The 24,757-nt window shown below is 36.5% G+C and carries 29 protein-coding genes; 4 read left to right on the top strand and 25 right to left on the bottom strand.

The genetic code is table 11. The annotated features are described in order from the left end of the window. Positions 1-236: 236 nt before the first annotated feature. From LJY09_RS17120 to LJY09_RS17175, 13 genes are all read right to left on the bottom strand, one after another. Complete coding sequence (locus LJY09_RS17120) at positions 237-1,640, bottom strand: MFS transporter (protein ID WP_028414619.1); 1,404 nt, start codon at positions 1,638-1,640, stop codon at positions 237-239. Between the two features lie 795 nt (positions 1,641-2,435). Further along, entirely contained in the window at positions 2,436-3,650 is a 1,215-nt protein-coding gene (locus tag LJY09_RS17125; RefSeq protein WP_224980331.1) for a threonine synthase, read from the bottom strand. 369 nt (positions 3,651-4,019) lie between these two features. Beyond that, complete coding sequence (locus tag LJY09_RS17130) at positions 4,020-4,667, bottom strand: MOSC domain-containing protein (RefSeq protein WP_154990145.1); 648 nt, start codon at positions 4,665-4,667, stop codon at positions 4,020-4,022. A gap of 20 nt (positions 4,668-4,687) precedes the next feature. After that, positions 4,688-5,875: an MFS transporter gene (locus LJY09_RS17135; protein WP_154990143.1), complete on the bottom strand. Its 1,188-nt coding sequence runs from the start codon at positions 5,873-5,875 to the stop codon at positions 4,688-4,690. A gap of 63 nt (positions 5,876-5,938) precedes the next feature. Continuing rightward, entirely contained in the window at positions 5,939-6,619 is a 681-nt protein-coding gene (locus LJY09_RS17140; RefSeq protein ID WP_154990141.1) for a FadR/GntR family transcriptional regulator, read from the bottom strand. 138 nt (positions 6,620-6,757) lie between these two features. Beyond that, positions 6,758-7,666 carry a hypothetical protein gene (locus LJY09_RS17145; RefSeq protein ID WP_228307348.1) on the bottom strand — a complete coding sequence of 303 codons (909 nt, stop codon included), beginning with the start codon at positions 7,664-7,666 and terminating at the stop codon, positions 6,758-6,760. 271 nt (positions 7,667-7,937) lie between these two features. Further along, positions 7,938-8,228, bottom strand: a complete 291-nt coding sequence (locus LJY09_RS17150; RefSeq protein WP_098999204.1) for a hypothetical protein — start codon at positions 8,226-8,228, stop codon at positions 7,938-7,940. Positions 8,229-8,241: 13 nt separating this feature from the next. Beyond that, positions 8,242-8,523: a hypothetical protein gene (locus tag LJY09_RS17155; RefSeq protein ID WP_098999203.1), complete on the bottom strand. Its 282-nt coding sequence runs from the start codon at positions 8,521-8,523 to the stop codon at positions 8,242-8,244. Positions 8,524-8,553: 30 nt separating this feature from the next. Continuing rightward, complete coding sequence (locus LJY09_RS17160) at positions 8,554-9,336, bottom strand: SDR family NAD(P)-dependent oxidoreductase (protein ID WP_098999202.1); 783 nt, start codon at positions 9,334-9,336, stop codon at positions 8,554-8,556. Between the two features lie 188 nt (positions 9,337-9,524). After that, positions 9,525-9,659 carry a hypothetical protein gene (locus LJY09_RS27705; RefSeq protein ID WP_266105041.1) on the bottom strand — a complete coding sequence of 45 codons (135 nt, stop codon included), beginning with the start codon at positions 9,657-9,659 and terminating at the stop codon, positions 9,525-9,527. A 146-nt stretch (positions 9,660-9,805) separates the two neighbouring features. Further along, positions 9,806-10,546 carry a CPBP family intramembrane glutamic endopeptidase gene (locus LJY09_RS17165; RefSeq protein WP_154973871.1) on the bottom strand — a complete coding sequence of 247 codons (741 nt, stop codon included), beginning with the start codon at positions 10,544-10,546 and terminating at the stop codon, positions 9,806-9,808. A 158-nt stretch (positions 10,547-10,704) separates the two neighbouring features. After that, positions 10,705-10,926, bottom strand: a complete 222-nt coding sequence (locus LJY09_RS17170) for a hypothetical protein (RefSeq protein WP_228307349.1) — start codon at positions 10,924-10,926, stop codon at positions 10,705-10,707. A 44-nt stretch (positions 10,927-10,970) separates the two neighbouring features. Beyond that, a complete protein-coding gene (locus LJY09_RS17175) occupies positions 10,971-11,417 on the bottom strand; it encodes a helix-turn-helix domain-containing protein (protein WP_224980337.1) in 447 nt (148 codons plus the stop codon). A 255-nt stretch (positions 11,418-11,672) separates the two neighbouring features. Between LJY09_RS17175 and LJY09_RS17180 the strand changes: the two genes are divergently transcribed. After that, a complete protein-coding gene (locus LJY09_RS17180) occupies positions 11,673-12,179 on the top strand; it encodes a CcdC protein domain-containing protein (protein ID WP_176521448.1) in 507 nt (168 codons plus the stop codon). A gap of 215 nt (positions 12,180-12,394) precedes the next feature. Next, positions 12,395-13,339 carry a phosphotriesterase family protein gene (locus tag LJY09_RS17185; protein WP_154973872.1) on the top strand — a complete coding sequence of 315 codons (945 nt, stop codon included), beginning with the start codon at positions 12,395-12,397 and terminating at the stop codon, positions 13,337-13,339. A gap of 72 nt (positions 13,340-13,411) precedes the next feature. Here the strand turns inward: LJY09_RS17185 and LJY09_RS17190 are convergent, their stop codons facing one another. From LJY09_RS17190 to LJY09_RS17200, 3 genes are all read right to left on the bottom strand, one after another. Next, positions 13,412-14,674 carry a SulP family inorganic anion transporter gene (locus LJY09_RS17190; protein ID WP_154973874.1) on the bottom strand — a complete coding sequence of 421 codons (1,263 nt, stop codon included), beginning with the start codon at positions 14,672-14,674 and terminating at the stop codon, positions 13,412-13,414. Between the two features lie 462 nt (positions 14,675-15,136). Continuing rightward, complete coding sequence (locus LJY09_RS17195; protein WP_028414634.1) at positions 15,137-15,766, bottom strand: hypothetical protein; 630 nt, start codon at positions 15,764-15,766, stop codon at positions 15,137-15,139. Between the two features lie 46 nt (positions 15,767-15,812). After that, positions 15,813-16,715, bottom strand: a complete 903-nt coding sequence (locus LJY09_RS17200; protein WP_028414635.1) for a LysR family transcriptional regulator — start codon at positions 16,713-16,715, stop codon at positions 15,813-15,815. 127 nt (positions 16,716-16,842) lie between these two features. On the opposite strand from LJY09_RS17200, the gene LJY09_RS17205 reads away from it, so the two are divergent. Continuing rightward, entirely contained in the window at positions 16,843-17,889 is a 1,047-nt protein-coding gene (locus LJY09_RS17205; protein ID WP_028414636.1) for a 2,3-butanediol dehydrogenase, read from the top strand. Positions 17,890-18,455: 566 nt separating this feature from the next. On the opposite strand, the gene LJY09_RS17210 is transcribed toward LJY09_RS17205, so the two are convergent. The 7 genes from LJY09_RS17210 to LJY09_RS17240 form a co-directional block, all read right to left on the bottom strand. Further along, entirely contained in the window at positions 18,456-18,665 is a 210-nt protein-coding gene (locus LJY09_RS17210) for a hypothetical protein (RefSeq protein ID WP_028414637.1), read from the bottom strand. Positions 18,666-19,121: 456 nt separating this feature from the next. Next, entirely contained in the window at positions 19,122-19,427 is a 306-nt protein-coding gene (locus LJY09_RS17215; RefSeq protein WP_028414639.1) for a hypothetical protein, read from the bottom strand. A gap of 240 nt (positions 19,428-19,667) precedes the next feature. After that, the gene (locus LJY09_RS17220) at positions 19,668-20,321 is read right to left on the bottom strand and encodes an ABC-2 transporter permease (RefSeq protein WP_028414640.1); all 654 of its coding nucleotides are present in this window, start codon (positions 20,319-20,321) and stop codon (positions 19,668-19,670) included. Next, on the bottom strand, positions 20,322-21,173 hold the full coding sequence (locus LJY09_RS17225) for an ABC transporter ATP-binding protein (protein WP_154973879.1): 852 nt from the start codon (positions 21,171-21,173) through the stop codon (positions 20,322-20,324). Between the two features lie 275 nt (positions 21,174-21,448). After that, a complete protein-coding gene (locus LJY09_RS17230) occupies positions 21,449-21,688 on the bottom strand; it encodes a hypothetical protein (RefSeq protein ID WP_028414642.1) in 240 nt (79 codons plus the stop codon). Positions 21,689-21,743: 55 nt separating this feature from the next. Beyond that, a complete protein-coding gene (gene yidC / locus LJY09_RS17235) occupies positions 21,744-22,508 on the bottom strand; it encodes a membrane protein insertase YidC (protein ID WP_228307350.1) in 765 nt (254 codons plus the stop codon). Further along, positions 22,509-22,820, bottom strand: coding sequence for a hypothetical protein (locus LJY09_RS17240; RefSeq protein ID WP_228307351.1), 312 nt, complete (start codon positions 22,818-22,820; stop codon positions 22,509-22,511). It abuts the gene before it with no gap. 291 nt (positions 22,821-23,111) lie between these two features. On the opposite strand from LJY09_RS17240, the gene LJY09_RS17245 reads away from it, so the two are divergent. Next, a complete protein-coding gene (locus LJY09_RS17245) occupies positions 23,112-23,393 on the top strand; it encodes a DUF4190 domain-containing protein (RefSeq protein WP_144644335.1) in 282 nt (93 codons plus the stop codon). A 567-nt stretch (positions 23,394-23,960) separates the two neighbouring features. On the opposite strand, the gene LJY09_RS17250 is transcribed toward LJY09_RS17245, so the two are convergent. Both LJY09_RS17250 and LJY09_RS17255 read right to left on the bottom strand, forming a co-directional pair. Further along, complete coding sequence (locus LJY09_RS17250) at positions 23,961-24,218, bottom strand: hypothetical protein (protein ID WP_033580206.1); 258 nt, start codon at positions 24,216-24,218, stop codon at positions 23,961-23,963. Positions 24,219-24,275: 57 nt separating this feature from the next. Further along, positions 24,276-24,596, bottom strand: a complete 321-nt coding sequence (locus LJY09_RS17255; RefSeq protein ID WP_391540480.1) for a DUF1878 domain-containing protein — start codon at positions 24,594-24,596, stop codon at positions 24,276-24,278. Between the last annotated feature and the right edge of the window lie 161 nt (positions 24,597-24,757).

The raw sequence follows: 24,757 nt of genomic DNA on the forward strand, positions 1-24,757 counted from the left end.
CTATCTTAAGATAAAAAATTCTATTGAAGAGATTTCTCTTCTCTCAATCCTATACCGAACAAAAATAATTAATTTAATCGTAACATACGGAACCGCAGATAGCAAATACAGGAAATGGAATAAATCATCGAACGATAAAAAGAGCCTTCTCTTTGTAGCTCTATACAAAGAGAAGGCTCTTTTTGAGTGTTCCTATTTTACGCAGCAGTGAATGTAGCAGCTGCTTATTACTTACTTTATTTTTCTGTTTGCTCTGTGTTCCACCATAATGAATCTTTTGGATTTTCAACCGCTTCATTGTACTCAGACTTAGAAGCAACTGTAGGGTATGAACCTTTGAGTGATTTTCCTGCCGTGTTCGCAAACAGGAACAAGATTACGAAAAATCCGATGATGCTCACAATCGTTAAATAGAACGCTGGAGCTAAGTGATTGCCCGTTGCGTGAACTAACCATGTCGCAACTAATGGCGTCGTTCCACCAAAGATAGAAACTGAAACATTAAACGTAATCGCTAATGTTCGGTAGCGAATATCTGTGTAGAACATCGTTGGCAGCGTTCCTGGCATTGTTCCTTCATACGTAGCAAGTAAAACACCTAGAATAAGAATACCGATTGAAATAAAAACCAAACCATTTAAGTTGATTAAATAGAACGAAAAGGCTGACAGTAAGCTCAATCCGCCTAAACCGATTAAGAAAACTTTCTTGTTTCCGATTTTATCGCTCAATTTTCCAAACATAAGAGCAAGCGGCACCATTAAAATCATAACTGCCGTAATTAATACCGTACCAACTGTGTTTGATAAACCAATAATTTCATTCAAATAAGAAGGCATGTACGATAATAGCATATAGTTTGTAATGTTAAAGAAAGCCACGGCTACGAAACAAACAAACACATCTTTTTTGTGATTTTTTAAAATAGAGAGGAAGCTTTCTTCTTCAACTTCGTCTTCGTTGGAAAGTTCATTTTCAAAAATAGGTGTTTCCCCTAAACTTCTTCGTAAATAAAAACCAATAAGTCCTAAAGGCAATCCTAATAAGAAGGGAATTCTCCAGCCCCATGAGGCCATCTGTTTATCCGAGAGAACAAAAAACAGTAAGCTGGCTAGCAGTGAAGCAAGAATATAGCCAACAAGTGTACCGATTTCTAGTCCACTTCCAAGCACATTTCGCTTATTGTCTGGAGACGATTCTGCAATATACACCATCGCACCAGCATATTCACCACCCGTTGAAAAACCTTGAATGATTCGTGCAATTAATAAAAGGATGGGTGCCCATATACCGATTTGATCATATGTAGGTAACAACCCAATGAGTAATGTGGAAAAGGCCATTAAAATAATGGTGGTGGTTAAAACGACTTTCCTTCCTAACTTGTCTCCAATTTTACCGAATATAACACCGCCTAATGGACGCATTAAAAAGGCAATCGCAAATGTGGCAAATGTGAACACTAATTTGAGCTGATCATTTTCAACTGCACTAAAAAAGTTTTGACTAATAATTACGGCTAAATATGAGTACAAGCCAAAGTCAAACCATTCCATCGCGTTTCCTACTCCTGTAGCAAAGACGCTTTTTTTAGCTTTATCAATATCTACGACGTTAATTTTTTTCTTGTTAAACTTCATTTCATCACGTCACCTCCGCGGTATACGATTATACAAGACTGAGTAGTAAAGTCAAATTTGACTTACTGTAATTCACACGTAACTGTCTTGGAACACTACTTATTTTTAAGTAAAAAACAAAAAATATTCATCTGGCGGTAAATATAAAAAAGGTTGCTGCTAAAGGGGTTAGAGCAAAAAAATGCTAAAGAATAATCGTTGATAAAGAAATTAATTAAAAATAAAATAATTTTTTTATTTCAACGTACAATTCACGGATCATAATTTCCACTCAGATCACCTGACAATTATTGTCACAACCCATTAGATACAAGCTTCATTTTTGCAATGAATACACGGTTTTCATTACGAAAATTATGTAAACTTAGTAATAAATTATAAAGCTCGTTCTAATAATTGTAACAGTGTATGATTCTGCCCTTAGAACAAAATTTCAAGAGTTGGCTGGGTTCGGGGGATAAAAATTCAGCTCCTTTCTCCCTATCGTGGTTCGTGGCTTCATGGAAGTTTTCTACCGTAAAAGCAAACTGGTTTACAGCGCTGCTTTTGTCATATTCTTCAAGCTTTGTAATATGCTCGCTCAACCTCCTCACCAAGCTGTTTTTCCAAATTGAAAGATATCCTCTTTCTTCTCTTAGATACCCTCTAAGACAAACTTTAAACCTACATTCACTCATATAGTTTTGAACATAAAGATTCACACTTATTACAATTATTTACATTAAATAAGTGTGAGTGTGCGATGACATAAAAAATAGACCTCCACTTAGGCGGAGATCTATTTTTTCACTTGCTTTATTTTTTAGTAAGGCTGCCATTTCGCTCTAAAATTGGTACTTCAATATCTACCGTATTTGGATATTTAACTCCAAGCCCTGTATTTAAAGCAACAACCGTTTCGTTTTCTTTAATCCAGCCTTCTTCTCGCAAACGGCGTGCAGCTAAAAATGTAGCCGCACCTTCCGGACAAATAAACAATCCTTCAAGCTGCGCAACCTTTTTTTGTTCTTCCACAATCTTATCTTCATCGACCGCAATCGCACATCCATTTGTATTGTAGACTGCTTCTAAAACAAGAAAGTCCCCGATTGCTTTTGGTACGTTGATACCAAAGGCAATGGTTGAAGAATCCGGCCAAAATTCAGATTCTTGTTTTCGTTCATTCCATGCTTTTACAATAGGCGCGCAGTTTTCAGCTTGTACCGCAACTAAACGAGGAAGATCACCTTTAATCCAGCCAAGCTCTTTTAATTCATTTAACGCTTTATAGATTCCAATTAAGCCAACGCCTCCTCCTGTTGGATATAAAATCACATCAGGAAGATTCCAAGAAAACTGTTCAGCAATTTCTAAGCCCATTGTTTTTTTACCTTCGATTCGGTACGGTTCTTTAAGCGTAGAAGCGTCATAAAGACCCCATGCTTTAATAGCCTCGCCGACAATTTTACCCGCATCGCTGATGAGTCCATCGACTAAGTAAAGTTCAGCTCCAGCAACAGCACACTCATTTCGTGTAATAACAGGCGCATCTTTTGGCATGACAACGGTTGCTTTTATGTCAGCGCGTGACGAATACAGTGACCAAGCAGCTCCTGCGTTGCCATTTGTAGGCATCGCTAACTGTTCAACGCCAAGTTCTTTTGCTTTTGACACCCCTACAGCGGCGCCTCTAGCTTTAAATGATCCCGTTGGAATAATGCCTTCATCTTTCATATATAAGTTTGGAATGTTCATTTCTTTCCCTAGCTTAGGCATTTTTATAAGCGGAGTCATCCCTTCACCTAAGGACACGACGTTTTTTGGATCTTCTACTGGAAGCAGCTCATGATATCTCCATAAATTTGGTTCTCTGCTTTGAACAGCTTCTGGAGTCAAGTTAGCTTTCAATCTCTCTAAATCATACGCTACCAATAGCGGTGAGCCACATTCACATAATTGATGTTTTTCTTTTGGACTATATTCTTTTTTGCATTTAGGACAATATAAGTGAGAAACATAACTAAACGGCATCATACACACTCCTTTAAATTCTGTAAACATACTACCCTATATACATTATAATTTATATTATTTTTATCAGAATTGTAAGGTATGATTTACCCATCATTTTATTGAATATTTTAAAAAGCATAAAATACTATTAAATTAAGATTTTATGCTTTTTCCTACGTTGTTTATATTACTTTTTTAGAATTAACCTCAGTAAATTTAAATAAAAATGCGAAAAAGAAACGCACTTCACACTTTAAATATAGGAATAATTATTTTAGTGTGTTAAAAAGCGACTTGAAGGAGGTAACGAAGGGCAGTGAGTGCACTTTCGATGCTGAACAAACGTAATAATAGAATGTACACTTATATAAAACTCCACCTTCACTATTATTCAGAACGAAACTGCTTCAATAAGACCTCTCTTAAACTAGTAGACAAGGCCTCTGCTTGCAGAACTCTATCCAGCTTCTCTTTATTAAACCGGTCTTTGAATTTTACGTCGTTAACTGTTGCTATAGACACTTCGTTCGGATCTTTTTCAAGCAAGATCAACTCATCTCTCACTGAGACGATGCCTTCTTTTAAAACGCGAAATAAAAACCCTGTATAGCCTGTTTCTCTCATTTTAACGACGATATCCGGCACTTCATATTTTGCAGCAAGCTTGTAACAAGGATTTCTAGGTTCAGATACTTGAATAATAGCCTCACCAAATGCAAATATATCCCCGACGTGCGCGTTTCTTTCTGTTAATCCAACGGTTGTGATGTTTTCTCCAAACAACGCGGTTTTAACAGGGTTTTGGATGATGTTATTCCAGTATTCATAATAATCATAAGGATACAGACATAGCGCTTTATCCACTCCTCCATGATCTTTATACGCCTGCTCGTCACCTTCTAGCCCCAACTTACTTAAAAAGACGGGGGCATCTGCTGCTATTTTTCTAATAGCTGATTGAAACGTTCGTTTTCCATACGTAAGTGTTTCAATTTTTCCGTAGTTAAGCGACTGAACTTGATAGTGATCTGCCATATGCTCTCTCCTTTTTTAAATCAATAGATTTTTTCATCATGTGATAATTCTTTCACCTCTGAGCGCTTGTGCATGAATGCAGTAAGCACTAGCAAACAAATTGTTAAAACAAGTAAAACAAAAAATAACGGCGTATTTGTATGAAAGATATCGCGCACAAAACCAGATAAAACCGGAGCGCACCCTCCTACAATATATCCCCCTGATTGCATCATAGCTGTCCATGAGCTCGCTTCTTGAGACGAACTTGTCTCGTTTAACGGCAGCATAAGTGCTAAAGGAAAAAGTCCTCCAAGCCCTATTCCTAATAGTATCGAAGAAAACCAAAGACTGGTTAAAGGATAGAGAATGAAAACTAAACCCGCTGATGCAAATAATGTACTGCTTACAAGCCAAAAGGTTTGGTTTTTATAATAATCGGCTAGCGTTGGAATTAAAAAGCTAAACGCCATTTGAACGAACGTAAAAACGGTAATAAGCGTACCCGCTTCTTGATTGCTCATGCCCAAATCGTGTGCGGCTGGCGCTAGCCATGTGGTCACAGAGTAAAAAATGCCGGCCTGCAGCCCAAAGAAAAGCGTAAACACCCAGGCTTTTTTATTTTTTAACGGCAACTTGTTTTTTCTGGAGCCAAACGCTTGCTGAGATTTACGCGCAATCGGAGACCAAACAATGAGAGCAATCACGGCCAGCACGCTCCAGCTAGCAAGAGCTACATTCCACGAATCGTGTAGTACATGCTGCAAAGGTACCGTCAGCCCCGCGCTTAACGAAGCGCCCGTTCCCATGCCCACGGAGTAAATTCCGATCATGAGGCCTATTCTATTCGGAAATTTCTTTTTGATAAATCCCGATAACAGCGGTCCAGCGATGGCAATACCTACACCTAAAAGAAAAGCACTGCTTAAAAGAACAGATATTGAGTGTGCGGCCACTCTCATACACGTCGCGATTCCAATCACCACTAAGCAAAAAGAAATCACTTTTTCAGCTTCCCACAGCCCTTCAAGTTTTCCTGTAAACAATGCAAACAACCCCATACATAACACAGGAATAGCTGTTAAAAAACTAACTGTAACATTGCTCAATCCCAGCTGATTACGTATGGTTTCAAGCACAGGCGATACGGATGTAATACCGATTCGTAAATTAATTGAAACTAAAAATAAAGCAATCACGTACACATATATTCTCTCTTTTGACTTCATGTTGTTATTCCTCTCTCGTTGATTCAGTATATCATCTGATGTTTAACTTTTTAAAAAAGGAACTTAGATAAGCTCCAAATTTTGACCGGCATATTTTTTTGCTTGTTCTGTATCTCCATTCAAAATAGCGGTAAATAAGTTTTCATGAATGGTGGAATTATCTTTATAATCAACCGTTTTTAAAATCAGCTGACTCAGCGTATGTCGCAGTACAGGCACAAACGATTGATATAAATCCATTAAAACATTATTTTTACTAGCTTCTGCAATCGAAAGATGAAACTGAATATCCGCTTCTATATATTCAGCGTAATTGCCTTTTTCAAGCTCTTTTTTTCGTTTATCTAAATGCCCTTTCATCTTTAACAAGTCTTCATCCGTTCGACGCTGCGCCGCTAACATCGCCACTTGCAAATCGAGCATTTCACGTGCTTCATAAATATGATCAATATCTGCCGTTTGAAGTCTTGTTTCAAACGAATCCTGTGTAAAGCTAAGAGACTTAATTCGCGTTCCTTTTCCTTGTTTCACTTCTAATACATTTGCATGAACAAGAATTTTAACCGCTTCTCGCAAAGTAGATCGCCCTACGCCCAGCTCTTCCATTAGCTGAGGCTCCGTTGGAAGCTGATCTCCTACCTGATATTGACCTGAAAAAATTTTCGTTTGAAGCTGCTCTAGCACCTCATCCACTAGCTTTCGACGCGGTACTTTTGAAAACGATTGTTTATTATGTATATTCATCTGCTCATCTCCTGTTTATATCACTTTTATGATAAACAAATTTCGTTTTTTTAGCAAGGTTGCTAGTTCGATTCTAGGGAGACAAAAAAGACCATTCTGAGCGAATTACCATTAAAGATTGGATTCAACGGCTCGTTTTTAACTTTGCGGCTTAGCTGGGTAGAAATCAACTATACTAGGAACACTTTCATACACAGAATTAGCGTACTCCTGCAGTTTTTTTAGAAAAAGTACAATCTCCGTACTTTCCATTTTCGCATGAGTAAGATGAAAAATATTATCTTTCCCGATAATCAGCTCGTCTTCCAATACATATAGAGGTAAAGTTCGGAACACATACCAAGGATAATAGAGAGAAACAAAGGTTTCTCTAAAGTAAATTCCATTTTCACAAACAATAATTCCGTCCGTTTTCTTTAACGGGAACGTACATAAAAAAGCAACAATCTTTTTATTAGCTTGTAAATTAAAATACCGTATTATTTTCTTTTTTAAGTCTAAAGAAATATGTTCATCTACTAACAGACCATTATTCGGTTCAAATGCTTCCTCATATTTTTCAAATAGCGCACTTATACTATTTAGCTCATGATAAGTTACAGAACAAGATACGTTCTGATGCTTTAAAAGTAATTCATACGAATATTCTTTTAAGAAATCTCTTATGTTTGTCAAAAGATCTATAAATAACAGGGATGGGTAATTGCTTCCTCCACCTATTAAAAATGCTTTTACTTCATCAAAGTGAACTTCAACTTTATTTTGAATTGTAATCCGATTTACTTTACGGAATTCAGTCCATTCTATATTACCTAATCCATTACCTAAACTTCTCCATCTTAATCCTTTATCAGTAAAATAAACTCCAACCTTTCCTGATCCTAATATCGTACAGTCAAGAAAAGCAATAAATTCCTCATTCTCTCCAATTTCAAATCTTTTATTTGCTTTGGACAAAATAGAGGCAGGAATTTCTTCAATGTAAAATTTGTCTTGCTGATACCTTGAGCATAATTCAGTTAAATAATTAAATTTTATTTCCTTCATTCTAACAATCTCCGTTCATTTTAATAGATACTTTCAATATTTATTAAAACATAATTTTTACCTTTTATTCCATTAAAAAGAAGAATCTCTTTTATCTCTTCTTGATATTTAGATTATTAGAGTACCTAAGGTTTATTTATATAAAAGTCGTTCTAAAAATTGAAGACACCAATCCAAATTTAACTTGAATTGGCGTTTTTTATTAATTAAAGATTTTAATTTTGGAGTAATATTACTATCAATCAAACTCTTGATTGTTCTTTCTTTTTTCTTAAATAGATTTATTCACACTCTCTTTCTTAAAGACTCCTATTAAAAGCGTAACAAGTCCTACTAAAAAGAAAAAAGGAAATAATAGCATCATTAAGGCAACCCCTGCAAAACCTTCTTCCTGACTGATTGCATACAGAACCGAAACGACCCATGAAAAAAATGGGGCTATGATTAATATAATCGTTGTTCCCCACACTATATATTTTCTTTTAGCTGTTTTTCCTTGGCTTAGTCCGCTTGCAAACATCAGACCTACTACTAAAACAAGTAATGCCACTCCAATTGCCATTTTATCCCCACCTTTACAGCGTTTTCTTTTTTGCCTCTTGTACGGAAATGAATACGCTTGTAACAACAAGTAAGAGTAAACCTTCTCCGATAATGATTAAACCTTTTATTTGAATGTCTAGAGCATCAAGCCCGCTTATTTTCGCAAAAGCGTAAAAAAGTAGAAATAAACCGAATAACACTGTAACGAAGGAAATAACCAGCGCGGCTATTCTATTGTTAAATACAATACTTACAAAAAGGATTACCACAAATATGATACTAATGGCCATACAATTAGTAAGAATGAAAGACATACGCATCCCCTCAAATCTCTTTTCATTCCATTATTGTGACTCAAACCTAAACCCAATCCCGCCGTCTACAATAATGTTTTGACCCGTAACAAACGATGCGTCATCCGAAAGGAGCCATTTTACTGCTTTTGCGGCTTCAAGCGGATCACCAATTCTGCCTAGCGCGTTTAATTTTTGATAGGATTCATTGAGCTTTTCTTTTTCCTCTGAAGATAGAGCTAAAAACTTTTCTTCTAGCATAGACGTCCGAAATGCACCTGGACACAGAGAGTTAATTCTTATGTTTTGATGGCCATATTCCTGAGCAACTGACTTTGTTAAAGCAATCACACCGCTTTTCCCAGCCGCATATACGCCTGTCCCTGCTGAACATAAAATAGCGTCCATTGACGACGTATTCACGATGACACCGCTGTTTTGTTTGGTCATGACCTGCAGCTGATATTTCATACAAAGCCATACGCTTTTTAACGTAACGTTTATTAAATGGTCAAAGTCTTCTTCTTTGAATTCATGGGTAGCATTAGAAGCTGCCTCCGTGTTAGCCGCATTATTAAAGCCCACATCAATTTTTCCAAAAGTAGAGTATGTGTGGCTCACAAGGTTTTTGACATCTTGACTATTCGTTACATCCGTTTTAATAAAAAGAGAGTGAGGAGACCATTTTCTTAATACAGAAAGAGCTTCTTCTCCTTTTTCACTATTTCTAGAAGCAATCACAACATGCATGCCCTCTTTTGCGAGTAATTCCGCTGTTGCTAAGCCAATCCCCGACGTTCCACCCGTAATAATCCCTACTTTTTCTTCAAACATATAGTTCTCCCCTTTTGTGTTCAATAAGATCCCAAAAAATTAAATTTAGTAACATTAGCCATAGAAGTTATTCAGCTTTGGGTAGATTAATACCTGCTTCGAAACACTAAAAAGAGAGTGAGACACAACTAAAGCATTTCAATCTAAAGGCGAGCAAATCGGATACATGAGCTAGTTTGGGTCACTCGCTACACCGCTGTTGATTTCCGTGCAAGGCTTCGCTTTCCGCGGGCGGCCGCTGAGTCTCCTCGTCGCTTACGCTCCTGCGGGGTCTCACCTATTCCGCTTTTCCCGCAGGAGTCTTCGCCTTGCCCTCCAATCAACTGCTAGACGCACGTACCCACATAAACGAAATCTACGTTCATCCCAATAACAAAAAATCCGAACGAGTTTGATTCTCCATCAAGAATCTCCATTCCTTGTTCGGATTCACCTTCAACTAGACTACTTTTGTCACAACCTCTTTTAATTAGCCACTAACTTGATGATGAGAAACAGATAAAGTAGATTTTCGATTCCATAAATAAAAGGCATATCCGCTTAAAAATAGAAGCAGCGCGTAATTAACAAATAAAGAATCATTTGCGTTGACAGGGCTTGTAAACTGGAGAAAATTATTTAAGCCGTGAAATACGATCGTCACTCCAATCGATTGACCGTTAACGATCAGTAAAGCCAAGACCAACCCAATAACAAATGCAAATAGAATTTGAAAAATTGTATTTGCTACCGATTGACCGCTTAGCATATTCAAACTGTGCGTAAAGGCAAATAGGAACGATGAAAGAAGAACCGCCACTTTATAGCTTTTTGATAACAGCAAATTCAGCATAAATCCTCTAAATACCATCTCCTCTACAAATGCTATGACTAGAGTTTGGGTAAGCAAAATAAGAACAATATCTGCAGTAGAACTTCCGTGTACACCTTTGTTCCCGATGAGGATAATAAGCAAATACAAAAGAAGCGGAGAAAGAACGAGGATTCTTGTTCTAAAGGACATGTTTTGTTGAAAGGAGAAAAAATGCTGCCACTTTTTTGTTTTTGTTAGATAAAAAGCTATTCCTATTGCTAAAGGGACAACTCCTAAAAACTGAAGATAATGTGCAGTAGGATGCGTCATGCTCACGTATGCACCGTTTACCACAAACCAAAAGATAACTAAGATTTCTAGGCCAATAACTTTCCATAAAAGCTTTGACTTGATCATCACTACACTACCTTTCTACTTTAGGCTTCATTGATAACCTATATTCGTTTTAAGGATTTTATATGTTTTCACCTTTTTATCATTCAAGCTCAAAGACCATGTGAGGCAACGCTTTTTCCTTTTAAAATAAGAAGATCGTTCCTCCTTTTTTACTGTGATTACACAAGATACAAAAATGCACAAAACCCTGCCCATGTGACGTAATCACTGAACTCCATTTTTTTATCGCCTCTCACGAGTACATTTACAGCCCAATTTAAAACACTTCCCTCAGACGTTTTATCTACATATTTTCTCGCTAAAGCGTATGCACCCACTCGAAATAAGTAATAGCTGATTAAACATAAAAAAGAGATGGTCATAAAATTTAACTCTTTCACCTTGTACACCTCATCGTTTTTGTGTTATTACATAACATTGCTTTTTATTTCTGTTCATAAAAATCTTTTTTGACACCTTTCAAAAGCTTTAAGATTTCTTTATAAAAACAGATAATTAACATTCCAGCGATGTTTGTCACCATCATAATCATAAGATTGCCGATGATGAGACTCAGAAAATTCCCAAAAAACATGAGGCCAATTCCGATATAAAAGCCTGGGTGAAGCAGCTTATCGTCGTCTTCTTTTTCTTCTTCCTGAATGTTTATTCTGTTTTGTAACGCAGCATCATTTTTAATAAACTCATTAATAGTTGTTCCATAGATGTCGCTTAAGTTTAAAAGTTGTTGGATATCAGGGTAGCTCTGATTACCTTCCCATTTATGTATGTGCTGTACCGATACACTCAGCTGTTCAGCAACCTCTTCTTCTGACATTTTTTGTTCTTCTCTTAATTTTTTTAATTGATTTCCTAGCCTCAACTCATTCACCTCTATAACTGTGGCAGCTTGTAAACAAAATTTGTTTGCACTACGTTTTCTCGTTTTCTACAATTCTAACATATTGTGGTAAAAAAGAAAGAAACAGTAATGAGACGTATAAACCATAAAACGATACCCCTAAAAAATAGTGAGAATTCTCATGTGTAAAAAATGAAAGAATGCACTTTTATCTTCATCCTTTTATTGTTTATACTAAATAGTGGATTGTAAGAACGTAGAACTGAAAAAGGAGGCAAACTGACGATGGAAATGCTGCTTATTTATCTATTTGTTATCGCTCTTATTGGATTCATTATTTGGAGAAAAATGAAAAAGAAAAATAAGCCCATTAAAAAGAATGGACTTGGTATATTAGCACCTATTTTCTTTATAGTCATTGCATTTTCTCTTAGTCTAAGTCAGATGATGCACATACCGGGCCAATCATTTCACTTACCACCCTACTGGGAAATGATGATTGCTGGTGTATTAGGTATTATATTTGGACTCATTATGCTTAGCCAAACAGACTATGAAGTAAGAGAAGATGGCTTTATTTATTCAAAGCCAAACAAGAATTTTAAATATGTAATTATCGCCATTATCTTTATAAGAATGGCTTTGAGCCAGTACTTCAAAGGCTTAGATTCCATAGACTTCGCGGTCTTGACGATGACACTAGCTTTTATATATATTGTCATTTGGAGAGTTGGCAGCTATTTAAAATTCCGTAAATTAAATGGTGATAATTACAGTGTAAATGCTGGGTAATCATCAATATAACTAATCCTTCTTCCTGTTTGGAAAGAAGGATTTTTTGTCATAGTGAGTAAAAGTCTCGCGTGTTGTGTAAGACAACCTATATATTGTATAATGCAATATGTGTTTTTTATAACAGAAGTCTATCTATAAAAACAGATTATAGGAAAACTGTACCTAATCACCAGCTGTTTGATTTACAGGTATATAATGAAAGGAATCGTCACATGACATTTATCAATTCTGTAACAGGCCAAGTCGATGCGTCAGAACTAGGGCTAACACTAATCCATGAGCATATGCGCGTTCGTTCTGAATCTGTTCACGCACAGTTTCCTCAGTTATATGATGAGAAACAAGAAGTGGCAAAAGCAGTCGAACAAGTAAATCGTGCGAAGGCGCTCGGAGTCAAAACAATCTGTGATCCTACGGTGATGGAACAAGGACGCGATATTCGTTTTATTGAGCGAATTGCCCGTGAAACGGATACTCAAATCATCGCAGCCACAGGAATTTATACGTATAACTACATCCCTACTCACTTTCAAACTCGTAGCATTGACTATATGGCAGACCTGTTTGTTCGAGACATTGAAGTCGGCATTCAAAACACATCGATTAAAGCAGGCTTTTTAAAATGCGCTACGGATGCACCTGGCGTAACGGCTGATGTAGAAAAAGTAATGCGCGCTGTCGCACGAGCTCATAAAAAAACGGGCGTGCCAATTATGACTCATTCACATCCTGCAAGCGGCACAGGCTTAAAGCAGCTGGACATCTTACTCGATGAAGGCGCTAATCCAAATCAAATTCTGATTGGACATACGGGAGATACGGATAACCTTGAGTATATTTCAAACATATTAAGTCAAGGTGCCTTTATCGGTATGGACCGCTACGGCCTGACAAGAGAATGTTCAACTGAAAATAGAAATGAAACGGTCATTGAATTGGCTAAACAAGGCTATTCAAACCGCATGTTTCTCTCACAAGACTACTGCTGTACAATGGACTGGTTTCCAGAAGGCGTGATTGAAGAACGTTTTCCAAAATGGTCGATGAGCTTTGTATTAGAAGAAGTCGTGCCTGAGTTAAAAAGAAAAGGCGTAACGGAACAGCAGATTCAGCATATGCTTTTTGATAACGCCCGCTGCTGGTTTGAAGGAAAGTAATTAAAATATTATAAAAAACCCCCACTGTGCAAGCTTACAGTGGGGGTTTTCCGCGTATTATTCTACTTTACGTTAACCTGTTTTTCTTAATAATTTCTGCTTTTCTTTGCTCTTTTTTATCATAAAGTGGGCACCCGACAGGCATAATCCAACGGCGATTCCTATCGTCAAGTTTGTAAACACCGTTAGCGAAAATGTCGTAAGTAAAACCACTGAATGAAACGATTTTTCTTTTATCACCTTTGCAAACTGCTCTTTTTTACTGATATTCCACGCTACGACCATCAAAACTGGGGCGAGACTGGCAAGCGCTACGTATGAAGCATACGGAGCAAGCACTAGCAGCACAATCAACACAAAGATAGCGTGCGTGATTCCTGCAATTGGAGATGAAGCGCCGTTTTTAATATTGGTAACGGTTCTTGCAATCTCTCCTGCCGCAGGAATACCTGAAAACATCGGTGTTACCATGTTTACGATTCCCTGGCCAATCAGTTCTTTTTTGCTGCTGTGCTTTGATTTTGTCATTTCATCCGCAACGCGAGCTGTCAGTAAAGACTGTAGCCCTACAAGTATAGCAATGACAAATGCAGAAGGTAAAAGAGTGACCACCCTCTCCACTGTTATATCTGGAAACGCTGGCGCCGGAAAATGACGAGGTATCTCTCCGTAAATCGAACCAATCGTTTCAAACTGATTGGAAAAGAAAAAAGATGCCAAGCCCGTTGATACAATGATTCCAAGTAAATAGGACATCCCAAGCGACTTTGGTGAAAAATAAAGAACAATTAAAATCGTAGCTAAGCACAATCCTGCTGTAGCGATACTATAGATGTTGATGAAGGGTAAATTACCAAAAATCTCTTTTATATTCAAATGAAAAAATTGAAATTTGTCAATCGCGTGCAGCCCAAGGAAGTTTGGTATCTGCCCGATAAAGATAATCAGCGCAATTCCTGACTGAAATCCTACAATAATAGATGATGGAAAATACTTGATTAAAGCTCCTACTTTGCATAGCGCAAAGATAATGAGGAGAATCCCTGACATAAAGCCGGCAATTAATAAGTTTTCATAGCCATATTGCAACACAATTCCTAATAAAACAGGAACAAACGCACCCGTAGGTCCAGCGATTTGAAACCTACATCCACCTAAAATAGCAATTAACAATCCCGCTACAATCGTCGTATAAAGTCCTGTAACAGGCGATATTCCAGAAGCTATCGCAAATCCTAACCCTAAAGGTATAGCTATGATGCCAACAACAATACCCGATAGTATATCTTTCTTCAAGTGCTGCAAGGAGTAATTTCGAAAAACCTCTAGATTCATAAGTGTACATCAGCCTCCATTTTAAGTAGTGAGGTTACCCATTCGTATTTTCGTCATACAACCTTATTGAGCTTTCTCAAAATAAGGTGGGCTACTCGATTACTTCTATCTTAAAGGAGACAACTTACAAAAAAATAAAGAGGAAATTAGAAGTTTCTTAGACAGTTATTAAAATTTTCTTAAAAATTCTTACTTTTTATTCTTTTAGTTATTTTTTAGATAAACTGCGGTTCTTTGTTGTAAATAAAGCAAGATAACTAGACCCTATAGTAACGATAGAATGAATGGATGTGGACAGGCTGTGTTTAAAAATCTTTAAGTTTAAGTAGACGACACGCCTACCTCCATTCGTTTAACTATATTCGAATTCATAGGAAGCTCGGTTACATAAGGCCAATTAATTACAAACGTGAACACTAAAAGACAGGAGCTTTGAATCATAATTCAAAGCCCCTATTTTTACTAATAAGATATATAATACCAATTTCTTTGTATCTTTTCTATTTCATCAAACTTCATACCAAAATCGCCCGATGAAGGTTTACGGTTTTTTGGGTCATACACAAAACCCGAGAAATGCCCGAATAGTCCACTGCTTGTAAAGAAAAGTACGGAGATTGCCTTTCCTTTGGTTTCTACTGCAACATCATCTCGACCTCTGGACACACTCGCATACTCTTTCGGTAGATCAATTAGCGATGAGTTGTCGGGTTCATTGGAGAAAGGAATGAGCGATGGGTAGTCGACTCCATCGGCTTTCAAGACGCCACTTTGTATGTGAGCTGCCACTTCTTCTCTTTTCTGCTGATGGAGTTTAAAGTTTATGTCTAAATTAAGCTGCTCAAACGGAATGAAGAACCACAGCACAACGGTTATCACTTGAATAACCAGTGGTAGCCACTTTCTACTACTAAAGAGATAAATCAATGTCCACAGCGTTAGTAATAAAAAGAAAGGAAGGACAAAGAATAACCATATATATGGACTTACGTATTTCCCTATACGATCATCTAAATCCCATTGAAACAGGGACAATAAAAAAATGAACAAACTGCTACATAACGATAAAAGCAAAGTTAAATGACGTTTCACATATTTCCCTCTCTCTGAAATAATTCTTTTTAACCTTCACTCTTTATCATTCATTATTTACTATAGTTCTGTGAATCCGTTTTAAGAATTCTCTTATTATTCTAGAAAGCCCATTATTGGCGTTATAAAAATACCCAAAAGAATAAGTTTTATAGTGCGGAGGAGCAAAGTTAACGACTACATATTGATCACTTCTAGATAAACCAGCATCTGTTTTAAATGCGTAGTCAAATCCTATATTTATTGCCGTATTATTTTCCAATGTATGACGAATTGTATCTACATTATTGGTAGTAAACAAGATATCACATGGCAGTGAACTAAAACCTTTCATAAATTCCTGAATATACTTGTCGTTATATAAAACAATTGGCTGGTTAATTAACATCTCTTCAGTAATGAGTGTTTGTTTGGCTAATGGCGACTTCTTATTTACTGCAGCTACCATATGACCATCCAATAACTTTTTAAATACCAAGTTCCGATACTTTTTTTCTTCTTTTTCTGTATAAGTAATGAAACCTACATCTACTTCCCCATCTAGAACTTTATCTATAATATACTCGGTGCTATTTTCATAGACAGAAGCCTTTATGTTCGGATATTCTCTTTTAATTTCTGTTATTAAGCGAACGAGAATCTCCATTGGTCCTGGGTAGGTTGCAATCTTTATTTCACCATTCATTGTATTTGTATACGCTTCTGCTTCATCCATAAATTCTTGAATTTTCAATAAAGCAGCGCTGGCCTTTTCAATTAACCTATGACCTTCTTCAGTTGGAATAGATCCTCTTCTGGAACGATGAAAAATCATTATATTTAGTTCTTTCTCTAAATTTTTTATAGATTGGCTTAATGCAGGTAACGTAATATGCAGGTTACCAGCTGCTTCTTTTAGTGAACCCGTTTTATCTATTTCCACTATATGTTTTAATTGTTCAATATTCATAATGCCCTCTTTTTCTTTTAGTTAAGTATTACTTAACAATCGTTAATATTAACTAAATTTACCATAAGTATATCTGGTTGTATACTGATAGATATAGTAAAAGAAATGACACAAGGAGATGGAGTATATGAAGGCGCTAAGATGGCATAATCAAAAAGATATTCGTCTTGAAGAAATAAATGAACCAGTTGTACAGGCTGGTCAGGTAAAAATGAAAGTTAAATGGTGTGGAATTTGCGGTAGTGATTTGCATGAATACTTAGGTGGTCCCATCTTTATTCCAGTTGATAAACCGCACCCTCTCACTAATGAGGTTGCTCCAGTGACGCTTGGACATGAATTCTCAGGTGAAGTAGTAGAGGTTGGAGAAGGTGTAACCCATTATAAAGTTGGTGATCGTGTGGTTGTTGAGCCAATCTTTGCTACACATGGACACCAAGGCGCTTATAACCTAGATGAACAAATGGGATTCTTAGGTTTAGCCGGAGGCGGTGGCGGTCTTAGTGAATATGTCGCAGTAGACGAAGAACTTTTATTCAAACTTCCAGATGATTTATCTTATGAACAAGGTGCTCTAGTAGAACCAGCGGCAGTAGCTCTTTATGCAGTACGTTCAAGTAAAGTGAAAGCCGGAGACAAAGTTGCTGTATTTGGATGTGGACCAATTGGACTTCTTGTCATTGAAGCGTTGAAAGCAGCAGGTGCAACTGATATTTATGCAGTTGAATTATCTCCAGAAAGACAAGCGAAAGCAGAAGAATTAGGAGCCATCATCATTAATCCTGCTGAAGTTGAAGATACGGTAGCCGAAATTGCTAGATTAACTGACGGTGGCGTAGATGTATCATTTGAAGTAACAGGCGTACCTCTTGTATTACGTCAAGCCACCCAATCTACGGGAATTGGCGGAGAAACGATTATCGTTAGCATATGGGAAAAAGGAGCAGAAATTCTACCGAATGATATTGTAATTAAAGAACGAACTGTTAAAGGAATCATTGGCTATCGTAACGTGTTCCCAGCAGTATTGTCTCTTATGCAAAAAGGCTACTTCTCAGCCGAAAAGTTAGTAACGAAAAAGATAGCTCTAGACGATGTAATTGAAGAAGGGTTTGAAAGCCTGATTAAAGAAAAAAACCAAGTTAAAATTCTGGTTAAATCGGAACAGCAATAACAATCATCAACAATGAAGATTTCTCTAAGCCACTGATCGTAATTAGTGGCTTTTTATTTCTTTAATCGGGTCCAGCCGAGAGATGTGTAAAATTTCACCAACACAATTTGACAGTTTAGAAGAATGAACGAGTCAACTACATAACGATGCCCATTGACTTAATTACATTTGAATCCGTGGGACGCTTGGTTACATGAATCCCATGGATTACAGAATTGATCACCTAAAAAACTTTTCTAGTCTAGTGTTGACGTACCAATGGGTTAATTGACGAGGACCAGACAGATATAAAATACATATGCCCGCCCTTTTTAACCACCATAATAATACTTTAAAAAGTTTAAAATGGATAACAGGATAATCAAAATAACCAAAACTCCCCCTATTAATATCCTTCGTCCTTCTTTTGGAGATGTCTTTTGCTTTTTATGGGCATACAAAACCAGTTTTCGAAAGGCAATGTGAAGTAAAATAACGAAGGCAAACAAACCAATCTTCACAAGAATAAACAGATTATCACATCCATTTCAACAAACTCAAGATCTAAGAGACATTCGGCAAACAACTCAGCTATGAAACTTTTTATTTTCTTTGTTCTTTTGATACTCTACAAAAAAGGATACTGGAACTGCTCCAATACCTATACCAATCGAAATAAACAGCGACTGGTTCATCTGAAGACTCGGATTTGCCGCTGCCTTACTATAAATGATAAAACACACAAAGCTTAAAAAGCCTATAGCTAAAGGAATAAGCGCGTGCTTGTACCATTTCATTGTATTAGCCTCCCCTCTTTTTCACCCCGCCTAGCTTGATAGTCGCAGCATACGATTTATTTGTCAGCAATTAAGAGATGCACCGATTAATAGTACAATCCTGTTTAGGTAAAATGACTTCCCGTTATAGCGCTGGCTAAAAGAACGATTACGGCTAGCCCTCTTATCATATAGGTTTGGCTTTCACTCAAAGGTTTCCCCTTTCTTTCACTCATAACAGGGTAAAAATAAAAAAGGTAAAAAGATAAAAGAAAACCCATACCCGCTGTCACAGCTATAATCATTTCCAAATTATCACATCTCCTTTTTCTTCCTTTTCCTTCTTTTCTTCTTGTTAAACAAGTTTAGCCAAATAGTCAGCGGCGCCTCCCTAGAACATACAAGTCCTCTTGAAATCATACAAAAATAAAAAAGGCAGGATTTCTCCTGCCTTTTTGCGTATGTAATTCCTCTTTACTATGTCAACTCAGCGCTTTTAGCGAGCATAAAAGCAGAGATACTAAACAAAACAATCAATAAAGAAGCGGCATGTAACAGTAAAAAAAGAAATTTTTGGCCGCCTTTAATGAAGAACGAATAAATCATTCCTAGGATTGTTACTAAGATTAAAAGTGCTGCTGCTATTTTAATTACTATAGCAAAGAAAGCTCCTGCAAATACAATTGACGGAATAAAACACGCTACAATAATTATGTACAAAATCAGTGTAGCAATAAAAGCGGTTTTTGATACGTTTGAAGCCCGTTTAAACAAATTCCCCATATAGTCTCCTTTCACATTTTAAAACTGCATCTTTTACTATAATACATGTGCTTAGAGGACACAATTAACTTTTTTTAAAGTGCCCATCACTTAAGCTTTATCACCAATAATATCGGTTATATTTTTGAGATCTTCTTTGCTTGGTTTATCAAACGTTGTGGCTGTTTTTTTATTTGAACTATTGGTTGATAAATAGTCTTAAAGAACGCTTTGTAGTCTTTACTTCAAAATCAATTCACACTAAAATTCTCTCTTTTGGTAGATAGACAGCGCAATAAAGTAAGAAGCAATATACATCCCCACTCCAAAGAGAGTATATAAGATAGGAACATGCAAAGAAGAAGCGATCGGTAAGCTGGATGCTGCTAATATTTCAACTATATACCCAACAACTCCTTGTAAAGCAATCGCAACGAAAAGACCTCCCATTCCCCCTCCAAGTACTATTCCGTCAGATTTCTCTGCTCCGAATACATAAAGAAGCGGATAAGCAAGTGCACCGGCAAAAAGGACGATAAATGTACCAAATGAAACGATATTTACTATATTCTCTACTGCACTCTTAGAAATAAGCGAATACATTGAGAAAACACCATAGGACAGGATGGTTCCGATGACGACAATTAAAAAGTAAAAAACATAGTGGCTTTGCACCACATTTTTTCGGCTAATTGGAAGAGTGAGCACGTATTTGTCATAGCCGGTCTTACTTTCTAATTTGATCACTTCAAGCGCGGGCATTGCCATTAACAAAATAATTAACATCGCTATAACACGGTAAAATGAAGGATCCGCAAAATAAAAGATGACCGCAGAAATAACTATGGCAAGCGCTGTGTACATCAAAAAGCTTCGGTGAATGAGGTAGTAATTCGTTAACAATAGACCTTTCATTTACGTTTCACTCCTTGTTAAAAGCACGCTTAGTTCTTCCATCGACATCGGTTCAGTTACAGTTCCTTCTGGCAGTTGATGCTTATCTGATACGAGTACGCGGACGTTCGTATCATACGTTCTTTTTGCTACTACTATCTCTTCGTTAAGTACGTTTAGCTGCTCTTCGTTCATAACGGCAATTGCGTACTCCTCAAACACTTTCTCTTTTTCTTCATTTAATAAAATTTCACCGTTTTTAATCACAACAAGGTGACTAGCTATTTTTTCAACGTCGCTCATAATGTGAGATGAAAGCAGTATTCCGCTGTTGCCGTCGCTGACAAAAGCTTTTAACTCATCTAATATTTCCTCTCTAGACGAAGGATCAAGTCCTCCTGTCGCTTCATCTAACAGCAATAGTTTAGCACCGTGAGACAGCGCTACCGCTAGAGATAATTTCATCGACATGCCTCGTGAAAACGTATGTATTTTTTTATCTTCCGGCAGTGAAAAAGAATGAATCAGTCGGTAAAAATCAGCTTCTTCCCAAGAATGAAATAGCTTCTTAAAAACGTTGTTTAGCTGTTTTATTGTTAAAGAAACCGGCAGATTAATCGCATCAAACACGACGCCAATATCTTCTTTAATCGTCGCATCTTTATTCAAATTGTCTTCACCAAATATTTCGACCGTACCGCTATCTCTCGAAATTAATCCTAGTACTGCTTTAAACGTCGTCGATTTCCCCGCTCCGTTATCACCAATAAACCCTACAATTGATCCAGGAGGTACATGAAAAGAAACATCTTTTAAAACCTCATTTCGACCAAACGATTTTGCCATGTTTCTAACTTCTAAAAGATTTGTCATGTGCTCACTTCACTTTCTCTATTAGTAGTTAGTGTAATCTAATCGCTATGATGATTCGTAATATCACCTTTTTTTTACAAAAATGACGATTCACTACCAATTATAGCTAGTAAACTATAAAAAGTCGATGACGACATAAAGCTTTGTTTCTAACTCGTTCATTTTTTATGACCGTAATATGTATGACAACATCTGCCTGTACTATTCTTGCCTTACCTTTTTACCCAAATCACAAATAAAAAAAGGATCTCCTATAAAAGATCCTTTTGTCTTCACTATAATTGATGACTCTGCTTTTTTTCTTTTTCACTTAATACGTAGTCTGTTATAAAACCAAGAATAAGCCCAACGGCTACCGGTATCAAACCGCCTTTTGCTTCCATTTGAAAATTTTCCGGTTCATTTACATAAAGCCACTGAACGGAAAGTAACGAAATATGAAAGGTATTGCCAATAAAAAATAAAAGTGCTATCGTGCCGAGCGTTACGCCGAATGAAAGAATATATTTTTTCACCGTACCCCTCCTTTCACTAAAAGGTTGCTTCAAGCAAAGCAACCTTTTAATTTCTTTATTTTGCTTCAAGCACTGCCTTCTCTCGAAAAATCTTCTTTAATACAAGAGATTGAAAGATCATAAACAAACTGCCCGTCATCCAATACAAGACGAGACCTGACGGTGAAAATATCCCAAAAGAAAGGACCATGACAGGCGAAAGAATTTGGGCTAGCAGTGCGTGGGATGAATTCATTCCTTCTGCCCCTGTTTGCATGACTCTTGTCTGCAAATACGTAGCCACTGCCGCCACTATTGGAAGAATAAAGTACGGATCTGCATGTCCTAAGTCAAGCCACAAAAAAGATGATGCGCTAATCTCATCTATTCGTCTAATCGCGTAGTACACAATTGAAAAGACGGGAAGCTGGACAAGTAAAGGAAGGCAGCCCATAAGAGGATTGGCTCCATTTTCTTTAAGCAGTTCCATCATTTCACGCTGATATTGCTGCTGACTCTCAGGATCTTTATTTTTGTACTTCTCTTTTAGCTGTTGAAGCTGAGGCTGTATACGTTTATTGCTCAGCTGATTTTTATATTGAAGAATGTTTAAAGGAGCCAGCAGCATACGTACGCCCACCGTCACAAGCATAATTGAAAAGCCAACGCTTTGATGAAGCCACGTATTTCCTACAAACAAAATGAGCAGTGAAAAAGGATAAATAAAATAGTGATCAAAAAAGTGAGTGTGCGAACTTTGAATCACGTTTGCTGAATCACATCCGGCAAGTAGAAAAATGGAAACAAAGATAAAGAAAAGCTTCTTTTTATGTTTTAACATTTATATTCCTCCAGTATTTTTTTCGTTAAACGAAAAAAATACTGGCGAATGTGGACCTTCATCATCTTGTTCACCTATTGCTTCTTGTCTGTGAACAGAATGTATAAATTTAAATTTATGATACACACAGTATATGAGATTCTGAGCGCGTAACAGATTTACGTTTTGTATGAGATACATGTCTTTTTGCTGCAGGCAAACATGCTTATGTAGCGTTTGAAAGGTAGCTAGTTTAATAGCCGCATGTACAAAAAAGGCCGTCATAATCGCAAATGACACATACAGAAAAGCATCCGGTATAAACAATTCCATTTATTCACACCCTTATGGATTATTGTATCATATTTTCCTTAATTTGGGTTAAATGTTTTATAACGCAGAATCTGCTATCTCAGTAAATATACTCTACAGAGTCGATTTCCTTATAGGAACGTCAAAGAATAAGTTTCTTTTTGTACATATCATCTTACCTTTAATAAAACGACGCATAGAAAATATACAGAGACACATATAATTCTAAAAATTTCTACTTTTATTAGTAAAAAGGATATTATTCCTTTTTATGGTATAATCAAAAAATATAATTCATAGGGAGTGAATTCATTGGAAACTAATACAAAACCTCAAGTAAACACCAACTCTATTGTTTCTCTAACTCTAGGTATCGTATCTATTTTCATTCCAATCATTGGGTTTATTACAGGGATTATTGGAATTATCTTCTACAAAAAAGCATCTAATCAAATAGCTGCTACGAATCAAAGCGGTAAAGGACTCGCGATTGCCGGTCTGATTTGCAGTATAGTGGGCGTGATTTCTCAGCTGTTCTTTGTATTAGGGATTATTACGTTTATGTTTGGAGGAACAACGGTTGACTATGAATAAAACAGGTCAATTAAAAATGTAAGAAAATCGAGATTTAGATAGGATCATTGAATTTTCTATATGAAAGAATAAAAGCTTGATTTTCGACTATCCGAAAATCAAGCTCTTGAAATTTAAACGTCCACTTTTGACTCATTGTTACTACGCCTATAGCTCTTAATATAAATTGCAAAGGAGAATGAAAAATTAAATCTATCGTTGAATCCAGAATAAAAGAAATCATAATTGTTCTACTTACTTTACTGGTAGTCATCTCTGTGTTGATTAACTGTTCTAGCTATTTTAATAGTACAGAAATAAAAACTTTGACCTCAAAATGTTATGATAACGGCGGAGAAGCCATAGTAGAAATACATAATTCAATTACCAATGATTATTCTTTTGAATGTAAATAAATAGGTTTAAAAAAACAACTGGTCACTTAACAAGCTTACTTAAAAGAGGGATAACGATGTAGCCCTCTTTTATACGTTAAAAAGCTGTATGAAGTCAATGACAAAGTAAACACCACAAAAGTTCTTATCCACAACGATTCATAATTTCATCGTTGTACTTCTTATGTACGAGCTATGAAAAAAGATAGCCGGTAAAGATAATAAACCCTGTTACTAGGATTAATCCACCGCTAATTATTACTGTCAAAATACTTCTCAGAGCCGATACCCAATTGATTATTCCAAAGAACCCTGCGATACCAATACAAAATAGAATAATTGCTAAACAAAGATTGATATTCAATAACGCTGGATAATAAAAAGCGATGAAAAAGAAACCAACGCACAGTAGCGTAAAGATAAATGACCAGAAATTAATAATTCGCGCCATCTCACCTATCCTCCTCTACTTTTAAAATTTCCACGTTTAAACACACTCTTAGATTATTTATTTCAAATCTATTTTTAAACGCTGCAATAAAAAGTCACACACTTCCATTTGAATACACTGCTTCTTTAAACTGCACAATAAATATTCTAGTTCAAATTCCTGATAAAAGATTTTAGCAACAACCGATTTTAATTCCTCTAAAGTTGGTTGTTCTGACGCATATAATTTATCCAACGGAAGATTAAATTGAGAGAACAGCTGATCATTTTGATAAAAGGTAGAAATGTCTTCACCTTTGATTCGACAGCTAAACACACCTAGCATGTTTAAAAATGCCTTTACTTGGTTTTCTTCAAATTCATGATCAATCACAAACATAAAAAAAGATGTTCCTCTGCGTTAATCATGTGCTTCATGAGACTCATTTGATATTTTAATAGCTTCACTTCTTTTACGACATCCAACTTCTTCCCATCTTTCTTTTAAAAATGATCCTACTATACTCTGTGAATTTTACCATAATCTAGTAGTGTCAATAA

It is taken from the genome of Priestia sp. J2 (assembly GCF_020790095.1).
In the GTDB taxonomy this organism is placed as follows: domain Bacteria; phylum Bacillota; class Bacilli; order Bacillales; family Bacillaceae_H; genus Priestia; species Priestia zanthoxyli.